Source organism: Sinorhizobium sp. NFACC03, from assembly GCF_900103435.1.
Classification (GTDB): domain Bacteria; phylum Pseudomonadota; class Alphaproteobacteria; order Rhizobiales; family Rhizobiaceae; genus Ensifer.
Genome location: NZ_FMXF01000003.1, coordinates 102,623 through 116,550 on the forward strand (window position 1 = coordinate 102,623; position 13,928 = coordinate 116,550).

11 protein-coding genes and 1 pseudogene are annotated in these 13,928 nt (G+C 62.3%); 9 read left to right on the forward strand and 3 right to left on the reverse strand.

Annotated features, from left to right (window positions below):
* Nucleotides 1–5: 5 nt before the first annotated feature.
* The 3 genes from BLU35_RS07440 to BLU35_RS07450 are packed head-to-tail and all read left to right on the forward strand — an operon-like array spanning nucleotide 6 to nucleotide 4,977.
* On the forward strand, nucleotides 6–1,076 hold the full coding sequence (locus tag BLU35_RS07440) for an HlyD family secretion protein (protein ID WP_093232567.1): 1,071 nt from the start codon (nucleotides 6–8) through the stop codon (nucleotides 1,074–1,076).
* Nucleotides 1,076–3,862 (forward strand): ribosome-associated ATPase/putative transporter RbbA, encoded by a 2,787-nt coding sequence (gene rbbA, locus BLU35_RS07445; RefSeq protein WP_093232568.1) that lies wholly within the window; start codon nucleotides 1,076–1,078, stop codon nucleotides 3,860–3,862. The genes BLU35_RS07440 and rbbA overlap by 1 nt, the downstream gene beginning before the upstream one ends.
* Nucleotides 3,863–3,864: 2 nt before the next feature.
* Nucleotides 3,865–4,977: an ABC transporter permease gene (locus tag BLU35_RS07450; protein ID WP_093232569.1), complete on the forward strand. Its 1,113-nt coding sequence runs from the start codon at nucleotides 3,865–3,867 to the stop codon at nucleotides 4,975–4,977.
* Between the two features lie 92 nt (nucleotides 4,978–5,069).
* Here the strand turns inward: BLU35_RS07450 and BLU35_RS07455 are convergent, their stop codons facing one another.
* A complete protein-coding gene (locus BLU35_RS07455; protein ID WP_057255277.1) occupies nucleotides 5,070–5,513 on the reverse strand; it encodes a hypothetical protein in 444 nt (147 codons plus the stop codon).
* A gap of 519 nt (nucleotides 5,514–6,032) precedes the next feature.
* Between BLU35_RS07455 and BLU35_RS36050 the strand changes: the two genes are divergently transcribed.
* From BLU35_RS36050 to BLU35_RS07465, 3 genes and pseudogenes are all read left to right on the forward strand, one after another.
* Nucleotides 6,033–6,827 (forward strand): COG3904 family protein, encoded by a 795-nt coding sequence (locus tag BLU35_RS36050; protein ID WP_286161454.1) that lies wholly within the window; start codon nucleotides 6,033–6,035, stop codon nucleotides 6,825–6,827.
* 165 nt (nucleotides 6,828–6,992) lie between these two features.
* Complete coding sequence (locus BLU35_RS36055) at nucleotides 6,993–7,637, forward strand: hypothetical protein (RefSeq protein ID WP_286161455.1); 645 nt, start codon at nucleotides 6,993–6,995, stop codon at nucleotides 7,635–7,637.
* Between the two features lie 172 nt (nucleotides 7,638–7,809).
* Nucleotides 7,810–8,749, forward strand: a pseudogene (locus tag BLU35_RS07465) (MYG1 family protein).
* 108 nt (nucleotides 8,750–8,857) lie between these two features.
* On the opposite strand, the gene BLU35_RS07470 reads toward BLU35_RS07465, so the two are convergent.
* Nucleotides 8,858–9,766, reverse strand: coding sequence for a LysR family transcriptional regulator (locus BLU35_RS07470; RefSeq protein ID WP_093232570.1), 909 nt, complete (start codon nucleotides 9,764–9,766; stop codon nucleotides 8,858–8,860).
* Nucleotides 9,767–9,883: 117 nt separating this feature from the next.
* Here BLU35_RS07470 and BLU35_RS07475 point away from each other — a divergent pair, with 117 nt between their 5' ends.
* Nucleotides 9,884–10,720, forward strand: coding sequence for an oxidoreductase (locus tag BLU35_RS07475; RefSeq protein WP_093232571.1), 837 nt, complete (start codon nucleotides 9,884–9,886; stop codon nucleotides 10,718–10,720).
* A 106-nt stretch (nucleotides 10,721–10,826) separates the two neighbouring features.
* Here BLU35_RS07475 and BLU35_RS07480 read toward each other — a convergent pair whose 3' ends face one another.
* Entirely contained in the window at nucleotides 10,827–12,092 is a 1,266-nt protein-coding gene (locus tag BLU35_RS07480; protein WP_093232572.1) for an MFS transporter, read from the reverse strand.
* A 106-nt stretch (nucleotides 12,093–12,198) separates the two neighbouring features.
* Between BLU35_RS07480 and BLU35_RS07485 the strand changes: the two genes are divergently transcribed.
* Together BLU35_RS07485 and BLU35_RS07490 are read left to right on the forward strand one after the other, a co-directional pair.
* The gene (locus BLU35_RS07485) at nucleotides 12,199–12,663 is read left to right on the forward strand and encodes a winged helix-turn-helix transcriptional regulator (RefSeq protein ID WP_093232573.1); all 465 of its coding nucleotides are present in this window, start codon (nucleotides 12,199–12,201) and stop codon (nucleotides 12,661–12,663) included.
* A 67-nt stretch (nucleotides 12,664–12,730) separates the two neighbouring features.
* Entirely contained in the window at nucleotides 12,731–13,915 is a 1,185-nt protein-coding gene (locus BLU35_RS07490; RefSeq protein ID WP_093232574.1) for a GGDEF domain-containing protein, read from the forward strand.
* The last annotated feature ends 13 nt before the right edge of the window (nucleotides 13,916–13,928 follow it).

Consider the following 13,928-nt stretch of genomic DNA (forward strand, 5'->3'; position numbering starts at 1 on the left):
CTGAAATGGAAAAAGCCCGGAAGAATTGGCTCCTGGTTGGTCTGGTCATTCTGGCGCTCGCGGGCGGCTACTATGCCTGGCAGAACATGGATCGCAATGCGCTACCCGCCGGGATCGCGAGCGGCAACGGACGCATCGAAGCAGTTGAGATCGACATCTCGACCAAGACGGCAGGCCGGATAAGGGAAATCCTGGTGGATGAGGGCGATTTCGTCACTGCCGGCCAGGTGCTCGCCCAGATGGATACCGTGCAATTGGAAGCGCACAAGCGGCAGGCCGAAGCGCAGCAGCAGCGTGCGATCATCAGCGTCGAAGCGGCGAAGAACCTGGTCACGCAGCGCGAAGCGGAAAAGGCGGCGGCGGAGGCTGTCCTCGCGCAGCGGCGCGCACAACTGGACGCTGCCGAACGGCGGCTCGCCCGGTCCGAACAACTCGTGAAGACGAGCACCGTTTCGCAACAGGTGCTCGACGACGACAGGGCCACCGCCGAGGGCGCGCGCGCTGCCGCCAGCGCCGCGGAAGCATCGCTCGCCGCGTCAAATGCGGCGATCAATTCGGCGAAGTCCCAGGTCGTCGATGCCGAAGCCTCGGTCGAGGCGGCCAAGGCGTCGGTCGAAAGCATCATCGCCGACATCAACGACAGTACCCTGGTCTCGCCGCGCGACGGCCGTATTCAGTATCGTGTGGTCCAGCCGGGCGAAGTGCTGGCGGCCGGCGGCCGCGTGCTTAATCTCGTCGATCTCGGCGATGTCTACATGACGTTCTTCCTGCCGACGGATCAGGCCGGACGCCTGTCGATCGGCAGCGAAGTCCGGCTCGTACTGGACGCCGCACCGCAATACATCATTCCCGCCAAGGTTTCCTATGTCGCCGACGTCGCGCAGTTCACGCCGAAGACGGTCGAGACGGCAGAGGAGCGGCAGAAGCTGACCTTCCGCATCAAGGCGCAAATTCCGAAGGAACTGCTGAAGAAGTACATCCGCATGGTGAAAACCGGTCTTCCGGGCGTCGCCTATGTGAAAGTCGATCCGAATGCAGAGTGGCCGGCAAGCCAGACCGGCACGCTGGTGCAGTGATGGCAGCCCCTGATCGGGCCGGCCTGCCGCCGGCAGAGCCCGTGGTTCGTCTGGGCGCCGTCACGCTTTCCTATGGCAAGGCCGAGGCGCTGGATGACGTGACGCTCGACATACCCTCGGGCTGCATGGCCGGGCTGATCGGGCCCGACGGCGTTGGGAAATCGAGCCTGCTGTCACTCGTCGCCGGCGCACGCGCCGTACAGGCGGGGCGCGTCGAGGTGCTTGGCGGTGACATTGCCGATGCCGGCCATCGGCGCCGGACCTGCCCGCGTATTGCCTACATGCCGCAGGGTCTTGGGAAGAACCTCTATCCAACCCTTTCCGTCTTCGAGAACGTCGATTTCTTCGGCCGGCTCTTCGGCCACGATCGCGAGGAGCGCGAGAGGCGGATTGCCAGCCTGCTCGAAAGCACCGGGCTTGCCCCTTTCGCCGACCGTCCGGCGGGCAAGCTCTCCGGCGGCATGAAACAGAAGCTCGGGCTTTGCTGCGCGCTGATCCACGATCCCGATCTCCTGATCCTCGACGAGCCGACGACCGGCGTGGACCCTTTGTCACGACGGCAGTTCTGGGAACTGATCGATGAGATCCGCACTGAGCGGCCGGGCATGAGCGTCATCGTGGCAACCGCCTATATGGAGGAAGCGGCCCGTTTCGATTGGCTGGTCGCGATTGATGCGGGCCGGGTGCTGGCCACGGGCACGCCCGAACAACTGCTTGAAAAGACCGGCGTCGACACGCTTGACGCCGCCTTCATCGCGCTGCTTCCCGAGGAACTCAGGCGCGAGCACCACGACGTCGTCATCCCGCCGCGTCCGGAAGGGGTGGGCGGCGACATCGCCATCGAGGCCAACAACCTCACCATGCGCTTCGGCGATTTCGTCGCCGTCGACAATGTCAGCTTCCGCATCGGCCGCGGTGAGATCTTCGGCTTCCTCGGCTCCAATGGCTGCGGCAAGACGACGACGATGAAGATGCTGACGGGCCTGCTGGCTGCCAGCGAAGGGACGGCAAAGCTCTTTGGACGCGAGGTCGACCCGCGCGACATGGAGGTACGCCATCGCGTCGGTTACATGTCGCAGGCCTTCTCGCTCTATACCGAGCTTACGGTCCTGCAGAACCTGGAACTGCATGCCAAGCTCTTCGGCATGGCGGCGGACAGCATTCCCAAGCGGATCGAGGAACTGGCGAAGCGCTTCGATCTTTCTGATGTGATGGAGGTCTTGCCGGACGCCTTGCCGCTCGGCGTGCGCCAACGACTCTCGCTTGCGGTTGCGCTGATCCATTCACCCGATATCCTCATCCTCGATGAACCGACATCCGGCGTCGATCCCGTGGCGCGCGACAGTTTCTGGCAGATCCTCGTCGATCTCTCCCGCAACGATCAGGTGACGATCTTCATCTCCACCCACTTCATGAACGAGGCGATGCGCTGCGATCGCATGTCGTTGATGCATGCGGGCAAGGTGCTCGTCAGCGATACCCCGGCTGGTATCATGAAAAGCCGTTCCGCCTCGACGCTGGAGGAAGCCTTCATCGCTTATCTGGAAGAGGCGATCGCCGGGGCAAAGCAGCCGGCGCCCGCAGTGGTCAGGGCCAAAGCGCCGCTGGAGCCGATTGCCGAACGGCACGCCGAGACGATGCGGTCCTCGACGCCAGGGTTCTTCGACGTCGGGCGGATGTTCAGTTATACCCGCCGCGAGGCGCTGGAACTGGTGCGCGATCCCATTCGCGCGACGCTTGCCACGATCGGCACCGTGATCCTGATGTTCGTCATCGGCTACGGCATCAACATGGATGTCGAGGACCTGACTTTCGCGGTGCTCGACCGCGACCAGACAACGACCAGCCGCGACTACATCCTCGAGATTGCCGGTTCGCGCTACTTCATCGAGAAGGATCCGATCACCGACTATGCCGATCTCGACCGGCGCATGCGCAACGGCGAACTGAGCCTGGCGATCGAGATCCCGCCGGGCTTTGCCCGCGATGCGGCGCGCGGCGATACGGTGGAGATCGCCGCCTGGATCGACGGCGCGATGGCGAGCCGTGCCGAAACGGTCAAGGGCTATGTGCAGGGGCTGCACGCCCATTGGCTGACCGGCAAGATCCGCGAACGCTATGGGGCGGCCGCGACCACCGGCAGCTTCAAGATCGAAACGCGTTTCCGCTACAATCCTGATGTCAAGAGCATCGTTGCCATGGTGCCGGCGGTCATCCCGCTCCTACTGATGCTGATCCCAGCCATGCTCTCGGCGCTCAGCGTCGTGCGCGAGAAGGAGCTGGGGTCGATCGTCAATCTCTATGTCTCGCCGGTGACGCGGCTCGAATTCCTGATCGGCAAACAGATTCCCTATGTTGCTCTGGCGATGCTCAATTTCGTGTTGCTAACCGCATTCGCGATCTTCGTCTTCCGGGTGCCGTTCACCGGCAGTCTGCTCGCCTGGACGGCCGCGGGCCTGATCTATGTTTCGGCGGCAACGGCCATGGGGCTCGTCATCTCGACCTTCATGTCAAGCCAGATCGCCGCGATCTTCGGCACGGCGATCCTGACGCTCATCCCAGCAATCCAGTACTCCGGGATGATCGATCCGGTCTCCTCGCTCGAAGGGGCGGGCGCCTTCATCGGCCAGATCTACCCGACCACACATTTCATGACGATCGCCCGCGGCACCTTTTCCAAGGCTCTAGGCTTCGGTGATCTCGGCGGCGCGTTCGTGCCGATGCTGATCGCGGTGCCCGTACTGCTCACGATCGGCACGCTATCCCTCAAGAAACAGGCGAGGTGACGATGCGCCTGTCCCATATCTACCATCTCGGCATCAAGGAACTCTGGGGCCTCTGGCGCGATCCCATCCTGTTGATCCTGATCGTCTATTCCTTCACGCTGTCGGTCTATACGGGCTCGACCGCAATGCCGGAAACCTTGAACCGTGCGGCAATCGCCATCGTCGACGAGGACCGCTCGCCGGTTTCGACGCGGATCTCGACGGCTTTCTATCCGCCCTATTTCGTGCCGCCGCAGATGATCACGCCGGCGGAAATGGACCGCCGCATGGACCAGGGGCTCGATACCTTCGCGCTCGACATTCCGCCGAATTTCCAGACGGATCTGCTGGCCGGCCGCTCCCCGACGATCCAGCTCAATGTCGACGCGACGCGCATGAGCCAGGCCTTTTCCGGCAACGGCTACATCCAGCAGATCCTCACCGGCGAGGTCTCGGGCTTCCTTGACCGACACCGCAGCGAGACGCCACTGCCGGTCGATCTGGTTTTACGCGCTCGCTTCAATGCCGAACTCAACAAGGGCTGGTTCGGCGCGGTGATGAACGTCATCACCAACATCACCATCCTGTCGATCGTGCTCACGGGTGCCGCCCTCATCCGCGAGCGCGAGCACGGGACGGTGGAGCACCTCCTGGTCATGCCCGTGACCCCGTTCGAAATCATGGTCAGCAAGGTCTGGTCGATGGGGCTCGTGGTGCTGCTCGCCTCGGCGGTCTCGCTGATCTTCGTGGTCAAGGGCGCGCTCGCGGTTCCCGTGCAGGGCTCGTTCGCCCTGTTCCTGCTGGCAACGGCCCTGCAGCTCTTTGCGACCACGTCAATGGGCATCCTGCTTGCCACGATTGCCGGCTCCATGCCGCAGTTCGGCCTGCTGCTGATGCTTGTGCTCTTGCCGCTACAGGCCCTCTCCGGGGGCATGACGCCGCGCGAAAGCATGCCCGAGATCATCCAGAACATCATGCTGGCGGCGCCGAACACACACTTCGTCATTCTGGCGCAGGCGGTTCTCTTTCGCGATGCCGGTCTGGACGTGGTCTGGCCTCAGCTTCTTGCCTTGCTGCTGATCGGCGCCATCCTCTTCGCCTTTGCCATGCGGCGCTTCCGGGTTTTCCTGAAGTAGGCATCCCATACATGGCTGATCGGTTGACGTGACGTGCCGACCGACGAGCGCTTTGTCGGAAAAACGCTATTGTCGGCACCGTGCGCGAGGCGTCAGGCGGGAATAAACTTTCCGTCGTAGCGCACGCGAAAATTCCGGCGTTGGGCGTCTTCCTGGAAGCAGACAAACACCAGTTCGAGATCGTGCGTGCTGCTGCGTCTGCCAAGCAGGCTCAACGTGATCACGATGACGCCGCCATAGGTGCGCGTCAGATTGATGGCGGCGCGCCGGATTTCATTGGTTCCGGCATCGTCCCGGTCTTCGCGCCGCTCGTATACCTGCCAGAAACGCGCGCTTTCCCAGGCCGATCGCAATGCTTCGGTTATCTCAGCCTTGAACTCGTCCACCGACCTGCCCTTGCTCCATGAAACGGTCCGCTCGGTGTGATCGCCAAAGATATCGAGATAGCCGTCATAGTCGTCCGGATCGGAAAAACACCGCTCGATCATTCCGAATGCTACGTCGTCGGAAATTGCTGCCTTAAAGAAAATCGTCATCGAATCGCAATCCTGCCTTGAGCGCCTATGTTGTCAAAGCGTCGACGGTGTATCCAGCCCCTCGGCGTCTGATCGCCGCCGCGCGAACAACTATCGTCTCGCTGAATGGCTTAGGTGGGTCGATCGCATCGCGCCGGCGGCCGATACCGCGTCCATGATCGTTGCCTTATGTTCGGGCTCCATGCTATCGTTGGCTTCATTATTCACTGACGCAACTTTCATTTCTCTTTCGCCATCCCGCGCACGATCGCAGCAATGGATGCGAAAGAACTATTTGTTTTGATAGTCATATTTCCAGAATGAAATTTGCGGGGGGCCGCGCACCACGCTGATGCGAAAAGGGATCGGGCGAGATCCCTGGACCGCCGGCGCAGGGACAGTCGGGAGAGGGACAGTTTTTTGATCGGCATGGCATTTCCACGAGAAGTTTTCTCGCGTTCAGTGGTCATTGTCTGTCTGTTGGTTGGGCTCCTGGCCTCGGCCGCGACGGTTCGAGCGGCGCCGGCTGGCGGCGCTGACATGCAGTTCTTCGTGGTTCGCAGCGGTCAGCCAGGGTGCGAGCCAACCTGTCCGGAGTGGATATCGGCTGAGGGGACGCTCGTTCGCGAAAGCCCGGCGCAGTTCAAGAAGCTGCTCAAAACCATCGGCAAGCGCCGCCTGCCCGTCGTGGTGACGTCACCCGGGGGAGACGTCGATGCTGCGCTGGCGCTAGGGCGGCTCATCAGAGCGCGAAAGCTTGAAGTGGCGGTCGGCAAAACGCGCTTCATCGGTTGCCAGCCGCAGCAGAAGGATTGCCGCGAAAACGACGGCAAGGGCGCCCGCTATATCGGTATCGCCTATTCGGGCGGAGCCTACTGCAATTCGGCCTGTCCGCTGATGTTCGCCGGCGGAACCCGCCGAGTGGCTGGGGAATGGGCCTATCTCGGCGTTCACCAGATCACCACTGTCTTCGTTCAGACCCAGACGCGGTATCGGGAGGAGTACCGTATCGTCAACGGCAAGAAGAAGGTGACCAGCAAGAAGGTCGTCAGCCGCAGGAATGTCGGCAGCCGCAAGATCTACGAGATGACCAAGGCGCAGGAGCGCGAGTTGACCGCCTACCTCGCGGAAATGGGCATCGGCCGCACGGTTATCGATCTGATGAAGATCACGCCCGCCTCCGATATGCGCAAGATCGAACCCGTCGCGATGACCGAGATGAAATTGATCACGCAGCTGGGCGGGGTCGAATTGCTGACCTCGGTCGAGACCTGCAGAACGGTACCGGCGTCCGCCAATTGTCGGGTTTTCGTCATGTCGGACCTGAAGCGTTAGACCAGGGGATTTGGGTTGGAGACCGGAATGCGAATATGGAGTTCTCCCGTCGGCGCAGCCACGCCCCGCCTGCTACGGGTTGCGCTGGTAATCTGTCTGCTGGCCGCAAGCCTGTTGATGGAGCGGCCGGCAATGGCGGCTGAGCAGGAGATGCGGTTTGTCGTCGTGCGCTCCAACCAGGCCGGGTGCGAGCCGACATGTCCGGAGTGGATTTCCGCCGCGGGCACCATCGGGCCGGAGACACCGGTCCTGCTGAAGGCAACCTTGAAGACGCTCGCAGGCCGCAAGCTGCCATTGGTCCTGCGATCGCCCGGTGGCGACATGGCGGCTGCGATGGCACTCGGCCGCCTCATCCGCAAAAGCAAACTGAGCGTGGCGGTGGGCGCGACCGTTTTCTTCGGGTGTCAGCGCGATCAGAAGAACTGTACCGCAAACGACCAAAAGGGGGCCGCCTATATCGGCAAGGCCGTTTCGCTCGGAGCCTGCTCACAGGCATGTACGCTCGTCCTTGCGTCAGGCAGTCGACGGCTCGCGGGAGAAGGGACGATCGTCGAAGAGATTCCGATGGTGACTGGAAACGAAGCCAGCAGCAAAAAGCTGGCGGCCTACTATGATGAAATGGGCGTGCGCTACCAGATGCTGGCCGAGGGCCCGCGCGATGCGGCTGGCAATCCCGGTCTCTGGCAATTGTTCAAGGCCCTTCTGCTGACGAACACGCTGGCAGTGGACCAACTGGTCGATGCGCAGATTTGCAAAAGCACGCCTGCGCCCGACAATTGCCGCGTCTTCACCACGATGGATCTGGAGTAGCTGCGCCCAAATAATTGTCGGCCAGTCTCGGCCGTCGATCCGTCTCCCGCCAAGATCTCCGGGCGACGCACGCGGGTCTCCAGGCGGGCAACGAGCGATGGTGGGTTGAGGTGGCAGCAAGCAATGGCTATGTGGTGCGTTCCGTACTCAACGAACCATAAGGCCAATCGGGATGATCCCAGCGTTTCTCGTTACCCATTCCGGTGGCTTCCATGCCGACGAGCTGTTGTCCACCGTCATTCTCACGCGGCTTTTCCCGCAGGCTCGTCTGATCCGCAGTCGGGCTCCGGAATGGATCAGGCCCGGTGCAGACCGTATCGTCTACGATGTGGGTGGCCAGTATGACGCCGCGGCCGGTATCTTCGATCATCACCAGCGCGGCGCGCCGCTGAGAGAGGACGGCCAGCCCTACAGTTCGTTCGGGCTGATCTGGAAGCACTACGGCCGCGACTATCTCGCCGCTTCAGGCGTTCCTGAACCATATCGAGGCGGTCCATGCGGCCTTTGATGCACGCTTCGTGCTTCCGGTCGACCTGGTGGATAATGGTGCGCTCGACCCTTCCGTTGCCGGGCCGCTCGCAGGGCTCACCCTGCCGGCGCTTTTGGAAACCTTGAAGCCGGTTTTCGACGAGGCCGGCCAGGAGGCTGACGATCGCGGCTTTCAGGCGGCCCTGGCGGTTGCCCGTGCGCTCGTCGAGGCCAGCGTCGCCCAGCGCGCCTCCAAGCTCAGAGCCGAGGCACTCGTTCTTCAGCAAATCGCCCGTGCCGGGGATGGTCGCGTCCTCGAGCTGCCGATGGGCATGCCCTTCCGTCCGGCCGTCGTGAAGTCCGGTGCCGATCACCTGTTGTTCGTCGTTCACCCGCGTGACAAAGACTGGTGCCTGACGGGCATCCGCAAGGCCGATGAGGGCTTTGAGCTTCGCGCAGACCTGCCCGCAGCCTGGGCCGGCCTGACCAACGGAGAACTGGAAGCGGCCTGCGGGGTCGCGGGCGCAAGCTTCTGCCACAATGGCCGCTTCATCGCGGCTGCCGCAACGCGCGAAGCTGCCCTTGCCATGGCCGAGCTGGCCGTCGCGGAGGCTGCTACGTCCGCAATGGAAACCAAGGCGTAAGTCAGGGGATGGCCCGCGTCGGGGCGCCTTCGCCTGTTCCGGCCTTAGCCGGAAGCGGCGGCGTCATGGTCCGACCGTGGCGCGGTCGGTCGCTGAAGCAGCTTCGCGTTAACTCTTGGTGAGGCCGGTGCCCGCAGTCCTGATGAAATCGACGAAGGCGCGTAGCGCCGCCGGCATTTGCCGCCGGCTGGGGTAGTATAGATAGAGACCACCGTAGTAGGGGCACCAGTCCTCGAGCACCCGAACAAGTTTCCCTTCGTCTATCAGCGAAAGCACCTGATCCTCGAAGGTGAAGGTTACGCCGGCGCCCGCAAGGGCAGCGTCCACCATCATGTCCTGGTCGTCGACGATCAGGGGGGCGCTCACTTCGACCTGAAGTTCCACGCCGCCGCGCTCGAACTCCCATGCGTAAAGTCGGCCGCTGCCGAAGCGCAGTCCAACACAGGGGAGTTCCCTCAGGTGATCGGGAGCGGTCGGTTTTGGAAAGCGCTCGAAGAAGGAAGGTGTTGCCACAATCGCGGTGCGCTGGCGCGGCCCGATCGGGACGGCAATCATATCCTGCGCGATGACCTCGCCGAAACGAACGCCGGCGTCGAAACCCTCCGATACCATGTCGACGAGGTCGTTGTCGGTGACGATCTCGATGCTGATTTTCGGGTAGGCTTCGAGAAAGCGTGCGACCAAAGGCAGAAGCACCATCTTCGCGGAGGCGCGCGCCGCATTGAATTTCAAGCGCCCGACAGGTGTGCCTCGGAAATTATTCAGGTCGTCAAGCGCATCCTCGATGTCGCGGAAGGCGGGTGCGACGCGCGCGAGCAGAAGTTCGCCGGCTTCCGTCAGCGCGACGCTGCGGGTCGTTCGGTTGAAGAGGCGAAGATCGAGCCGTTCTTCAAGAGCCTTCAGGGCATGGCTGAGTGCGGATGGCGTGCAGCCGACCTCGTCAGCGGCGCGGCGAAAGCTTCGGTGCCGGGCCAAGGCCAGGAAGGAGGACAGGTCGGAAGGCGATACGGTTCTCATTCATGAATCTTACTCATCAGCTCAAGGAGAATCCAGTCGATTATCTCAGCAGATGGAGCGCGGTAAAACCTTCTCAGCCGCCGACGATGGAGCGGCGAAACAAAACAGGAGGTTCACATGCATACATGGTTCGTTACCGGGGCATCCCGTGGATTTGGCGCCCTCATTGTCGAAAAGGCGCTCGCCAAGGGCGATCAGGTCGTCGCGACGGCGCGCAATCCGAAGGCGATCGCCGAGCGTTTCGGCGAGCAACCCAACCTTCTGGCCGTGGCGCTCGATGTTACCGACGAGTCCCAGGCGCATCAGGCGGTCGGGCAGGCGATCGCCCGCTTTGGACGGATCGATGTTCTGGTCAACAATGCCGGCTACGGACTGCTGGGCGCGGTCGAAGAGGCAAGCGGTACCGAGATCGAGGCTCTCTATCGCACCAACGTCTTCGGACTGCTGGCCGTCACCCGTGCCGTGCTGCCGCATATGCGCCGCCAGCGTTCGGGACGCATCCTGAACTTCTCGTCGATCGGCGGCTATCGCAGCGGCCCTGGCTTCGGGGTCTATTGCTCGACGAAGTTTGCGGTCGAAGGCCTGACCGAAGCGCTTGCGGCAGAGCTTGCCCCGCTCGGTATCCATGCGACGGCGATCGAACCCGGCTACTTCCGCACCGACTTCCTCGACTCGACCTCACTCGGCATCAGCCCGGTCGAGATCGAGGACTATGCGGAATCGGCGGGCGTCGTTCGCAGCAAGGCGAGAGAGATCAGCCACAACCAGCCCGGCAATCCCGACAGGCTGGCAGAGGTCTTGATCTCGTTCGTTGACGCTGAAAATCCGCCGGTGCGGTTGCCGCTCGGCAGCGACACGTTGGCCGCGATCGAAGCCAAGCACGCATCAGACGTAGAAATCCTTGCCCAATGGCGTGCCGTGTCCCTCTCGACCGACTTTGAACCGGCCGCATAAACGACGAGGAGCGGCGGTTGCCGTTCCCTCAGAAGCCCCGCCATAGCGCGGGGCTGCTCGTTGGCTGAGCCAACTTCGGTCAGTGCTTCGGAGCTCACTCAACCGTTCAACGCTGCGCGTCTTCTGCATGCTTGGATCCCGTAGGTCTTGTCGCCAGCCAGAAGAGCAGCGAGGTAAGGCTGATCGCCGCGCCCATCTGGCAGACGCCGTTCCATCCCGCATGCGTATAGGCGACCGTGGAGAGAGAAGATCCGATCGCGCTGCCGAGCGAATAGAAGAGCATGTAGGCTGCCGTCAGTCGGTTCTGCGCTTCCGGACGGACGCGATAGATCAGGGCCTGGTTGGTCACGTGGACCGCCTGGAGCCCGAAGTCGAGGACGAGCACACCGGCGATCAGCCACAGGATCGAGTGATCCAGCAAGGAGATCGGCAGCCATGCGATGAGCATGAGCGCGAGTGCAATGCCCGTCGTCGCCTGGCCAAATCCGCGATCGGCCCAATGGCCCGCACGAGAAGCGGCCAAAGCCCCGGCGATCCCTGCCAAGCCGAAGAGGCCGACCTCGGTATGCGACATGGAGAAGGGCGGCGCACTCAGCGGCAGGACAAGCGGCGTGAGCAGCGTCGTCACGTTCGCGAAGATCAGCATGGCGATCACGCCGCGGGTGCGGAGCACCGGCTCTTCCCAGATCAATTTGAAGGTGGAGCCGACAAGGCGGGGGTAGCTGAGCTTGCTCGTTTCCCGTCTCTGGTGCGGCAGCAACCTGTACAGTAGTCCGGCGATCAAGAGTGTCGCGACGCAGGATGCCAGATAGACCGATCGCCAGCCGGAGAGATCCGTCAGAAGGCCTGCGACGGTGCGTGCGGAGAGGATGCCGATCACGATGCCGCTGGTGACAAACCCCACCACCCGGCCACGTTCCGATGGTTGGGCCAGGCTGGCCGCATAGGCGACCAGGGCCTGTGTCAGGACGGCAAGCATGCCGACGGCTGCGATCGAAGCCATCAGCATTTTGGCGTTGGCCGAAAGGGCGACGAAGCTGAGCGCGACCACGGAAAGCAGGGATTGAATGATGATGACCTTGCGGCGATCGAAAAGGTCGCCAAGAGGAACAAGCAGGACCAGGCCGAGCGCGTAGCCGATTTGCGTCGCGCCGACGATCAAGCCGGCGCTGGTCTGCGAAAGGCCGAGATCCGCGGCCATCACATCCAGCAGCGGATGGGCAAAGTAGGCATTGGCGACCGCAAGGCCAGAGGCAAAGGCGAAGAGGGTCATCATCGGGCGCGTCAACGGTGATGCCGTGGCATCTCCGGCATTTGGGCGCGCAGCGTCGTTTGCGGCGTCGATCGACGCCGCAGCAGCTCTACCATCCATTGGACTTCTTCCTTATTTCGGTTTAATAATGAAACCAAATTAATCGATACCGATTTGGTTTCATAATGCAACCAAAATCTCGTGGCCGCGAGAGAGGAGAGTTCGTATGGTGGCGCGCAGAAGCCTCAAGGGAGACTACTGCCCCAGTGCGCGATCTCTGGACGCGATCGGCGACTGGTGGTCGCTGCTGATCGTGCGCGATGCGTTCGACGGATTGAGACGCTTCAGCGACTTTCAGAAAAGCCTCGGCATTGCCAAGAACATCCTGACGGAGCGCCTGCGCACGCTCGTCGATCGCGGCATTCTGGAGACGGTTCCCGTCGGCGAGGCGAAAGCGCGGGTCGAGTATCAATTGACGGCGATGGGCCGGGACCTCTTTCCTGTGATGGTCGCCTTGCGCCAGTTCGGCGAAAGGCACCTCTTTCAGCCCGGCGAAGAGCATTCCCTGCTGGTCGAAAAGGAAACCGGACTACCGGTGAAACTCGACATCCGCACACAGGACGGCAGGCCGATCAAGGCCGCCGAGACGGTCCTGATCAAGGTGCCCGAAGACAGCGGCGAACCGATCTAACTTTAGACGAATATTCAGTTTTCTCTGCTAGTTTGCTGGAGTCCTTCCGCAGCCGGGGAAATTGGTAATGGGCGTTGTCACGCTAGACCAGGTAGAGAACCAGATCGCGCGCGGCTTTCGTTATCTGCAATTCTCGCCGGAGATCGAGGCGCTGTTCCGCAAGGAATATGCGGCCGAACGTGTGCGGCTCGCGGTGATCTGGGGCGTGATCGGCGTTTTTATCTACGATCTGGTCTATTTCGGCGATCGTACGATGCTGCCCGACGTGTTCAACGAGCTGCTCGTTGCCCGCTTCCTCGTGTTCACGCCGTTCGTCATCGGCTGTATCCTGGCGGTGCGCCGCTGGCCGAATGCGCTTCTCTACGACGTTCTGGCCGTGGCGATCGCGGTGCTGGGCGTCACCCTGCCGATGGCGGCGGCCACGCAGAGCGCCAGCTCCTACCTCTTCGTCTATCAGAACGGCAATTCCGCCGCCTTCCTGTTCTTCGTCATCGCGCTGCGGCCGCGCTTCTTTGCCGTCGTGATCGGACTCGCGCTGATGTGCGCTTCCCATTTCACCACCACGCGCCTGACCGGCGCCTTCGACGATGTCACCTATTCCGGTATCATCACCTTCTATCTGACGCTGTCGATCTTCCTGGCGGTCAGCGCCTATTTTCTGGAGCAGAAGGACAGGCAGAATTTTCTCAACCAGTTGAGGGGCAGCCTTCTCTACCGCCAGCTTGAGCGTAATGCCGAACGAGATGAACTGACGGGACTGCTGAACCGCCGCTCGCTGGCGCGGGTTGGCGAGATGCTGTGGAACGACGCACCTCGTCTGGCGCCGGTTTCGGCGATCCTGCTGGATATCGACCACTTCAAGCGGTTCAACGACGTTCACGGCCATATCGAGGGCGACGCCTGCATCCGCGCCGTCGCGCGATGCATGCGCGACACGGTGGATGACGCCTCCTTCGTCTTCCGTTTCGGCGGGGAGGAGATGCTGGTGCTCGCGGCGGATCGGGAGCCGCTGCAGGCGCTGGCGATGGCCGAGCGTATCCGCACGGCGATCGAACGGCTCGACATTGCACATCGCGGACTTGGTAATGGGTGCGTGACGGCAAGCCTGGGCGTTGCTGCGGCGCTTGCGACTGAGACGACGCTTGAAAAGCTGCTGCAAAAAGCAGACGCGGCTCTCTACGAGGCGAAGCACATGGGCCGCAATACCGTCGCGTTGGCTAGCGCGCCGAAGGCCGGCGCGCAGGTCGCCTGAAACACGGGGATTA

Excerpts from the sequence above, each read along its gene's own strand:
- BLU35_RS07440 (WP_093232567.1), top strand. The coding sequence starts at position 6 with ATGGAAAAAGCCCGGAAGAATTGGCTCCTGGTTGGTCTGGTCATTCTG.
- rbbA (WP_093232568.1), top strand. The coding sequence starts at position 1,076 with ATGGCAGCCCCTGATCGGGCCGGCCTGCCGCCGGCAGAGCCCGTGGTT.
- BLU35_RS07450 (WP_093232569.1), top strand. The coding sequence starts at position 3,865 with ATGCGCCTGTCCCATATCTACCATCTCGGCATCAAGGAACTCTGGGGC.
- BLU35_RS07455 (WP_057255277.1), bottom strand. The coding sequence starts at position 5,513 with ATGACGATTTTCTTTAAGGCAGCAATTTCCGACGACGTAGCATTCGGA.
- BLU35_RS36050 (WP_286161454.1), top strand. The coding sequence starts at position 6,033 with ATGCAGTTCTTCGTGGTTCGCAGCGGTCAGCCAGGGTGCGAGCCAACC.
- BLU35_RS07470 (WP_093232570.1), bottom strand. The coding sequence starts at position 9,766 with ATGAGAACCGTATCGCCTTCCGACCTGTCCTCCTTCCTGGCCTTGGCC.
- BLU35_RS07475 (WP_093232571.1), top strand. The coding sequence starts at position 9,884 with ATGCATACATGGTTCGTTACCGGGGCATCCCGTGGATTTGGCGCCCTC.
- BLU35_RS07480 (WP_093232572.1), bottom strand. The coding sequence starts at position 12,092 with ATGGATGGTAGAGCTGCTGCGGCGTCGATCGACGCCGCAAACGACGCT.
- BLU35_RS07485 (WP_093232573.1), top strand. The coding sequence starts at position 12,199 with ATGGTGGCGCGCAGAAGCCTCAAGGGAGACTACTGCCCCAGTGCGCGA.
- BLU35_RS07490 (WP_093232574.1), top strand. The coding sequence starts at position 12,731 with ATGGGCGTTGTCACGCTAGACCAGGTAGAGAACCAGATCGCGCGCGGC.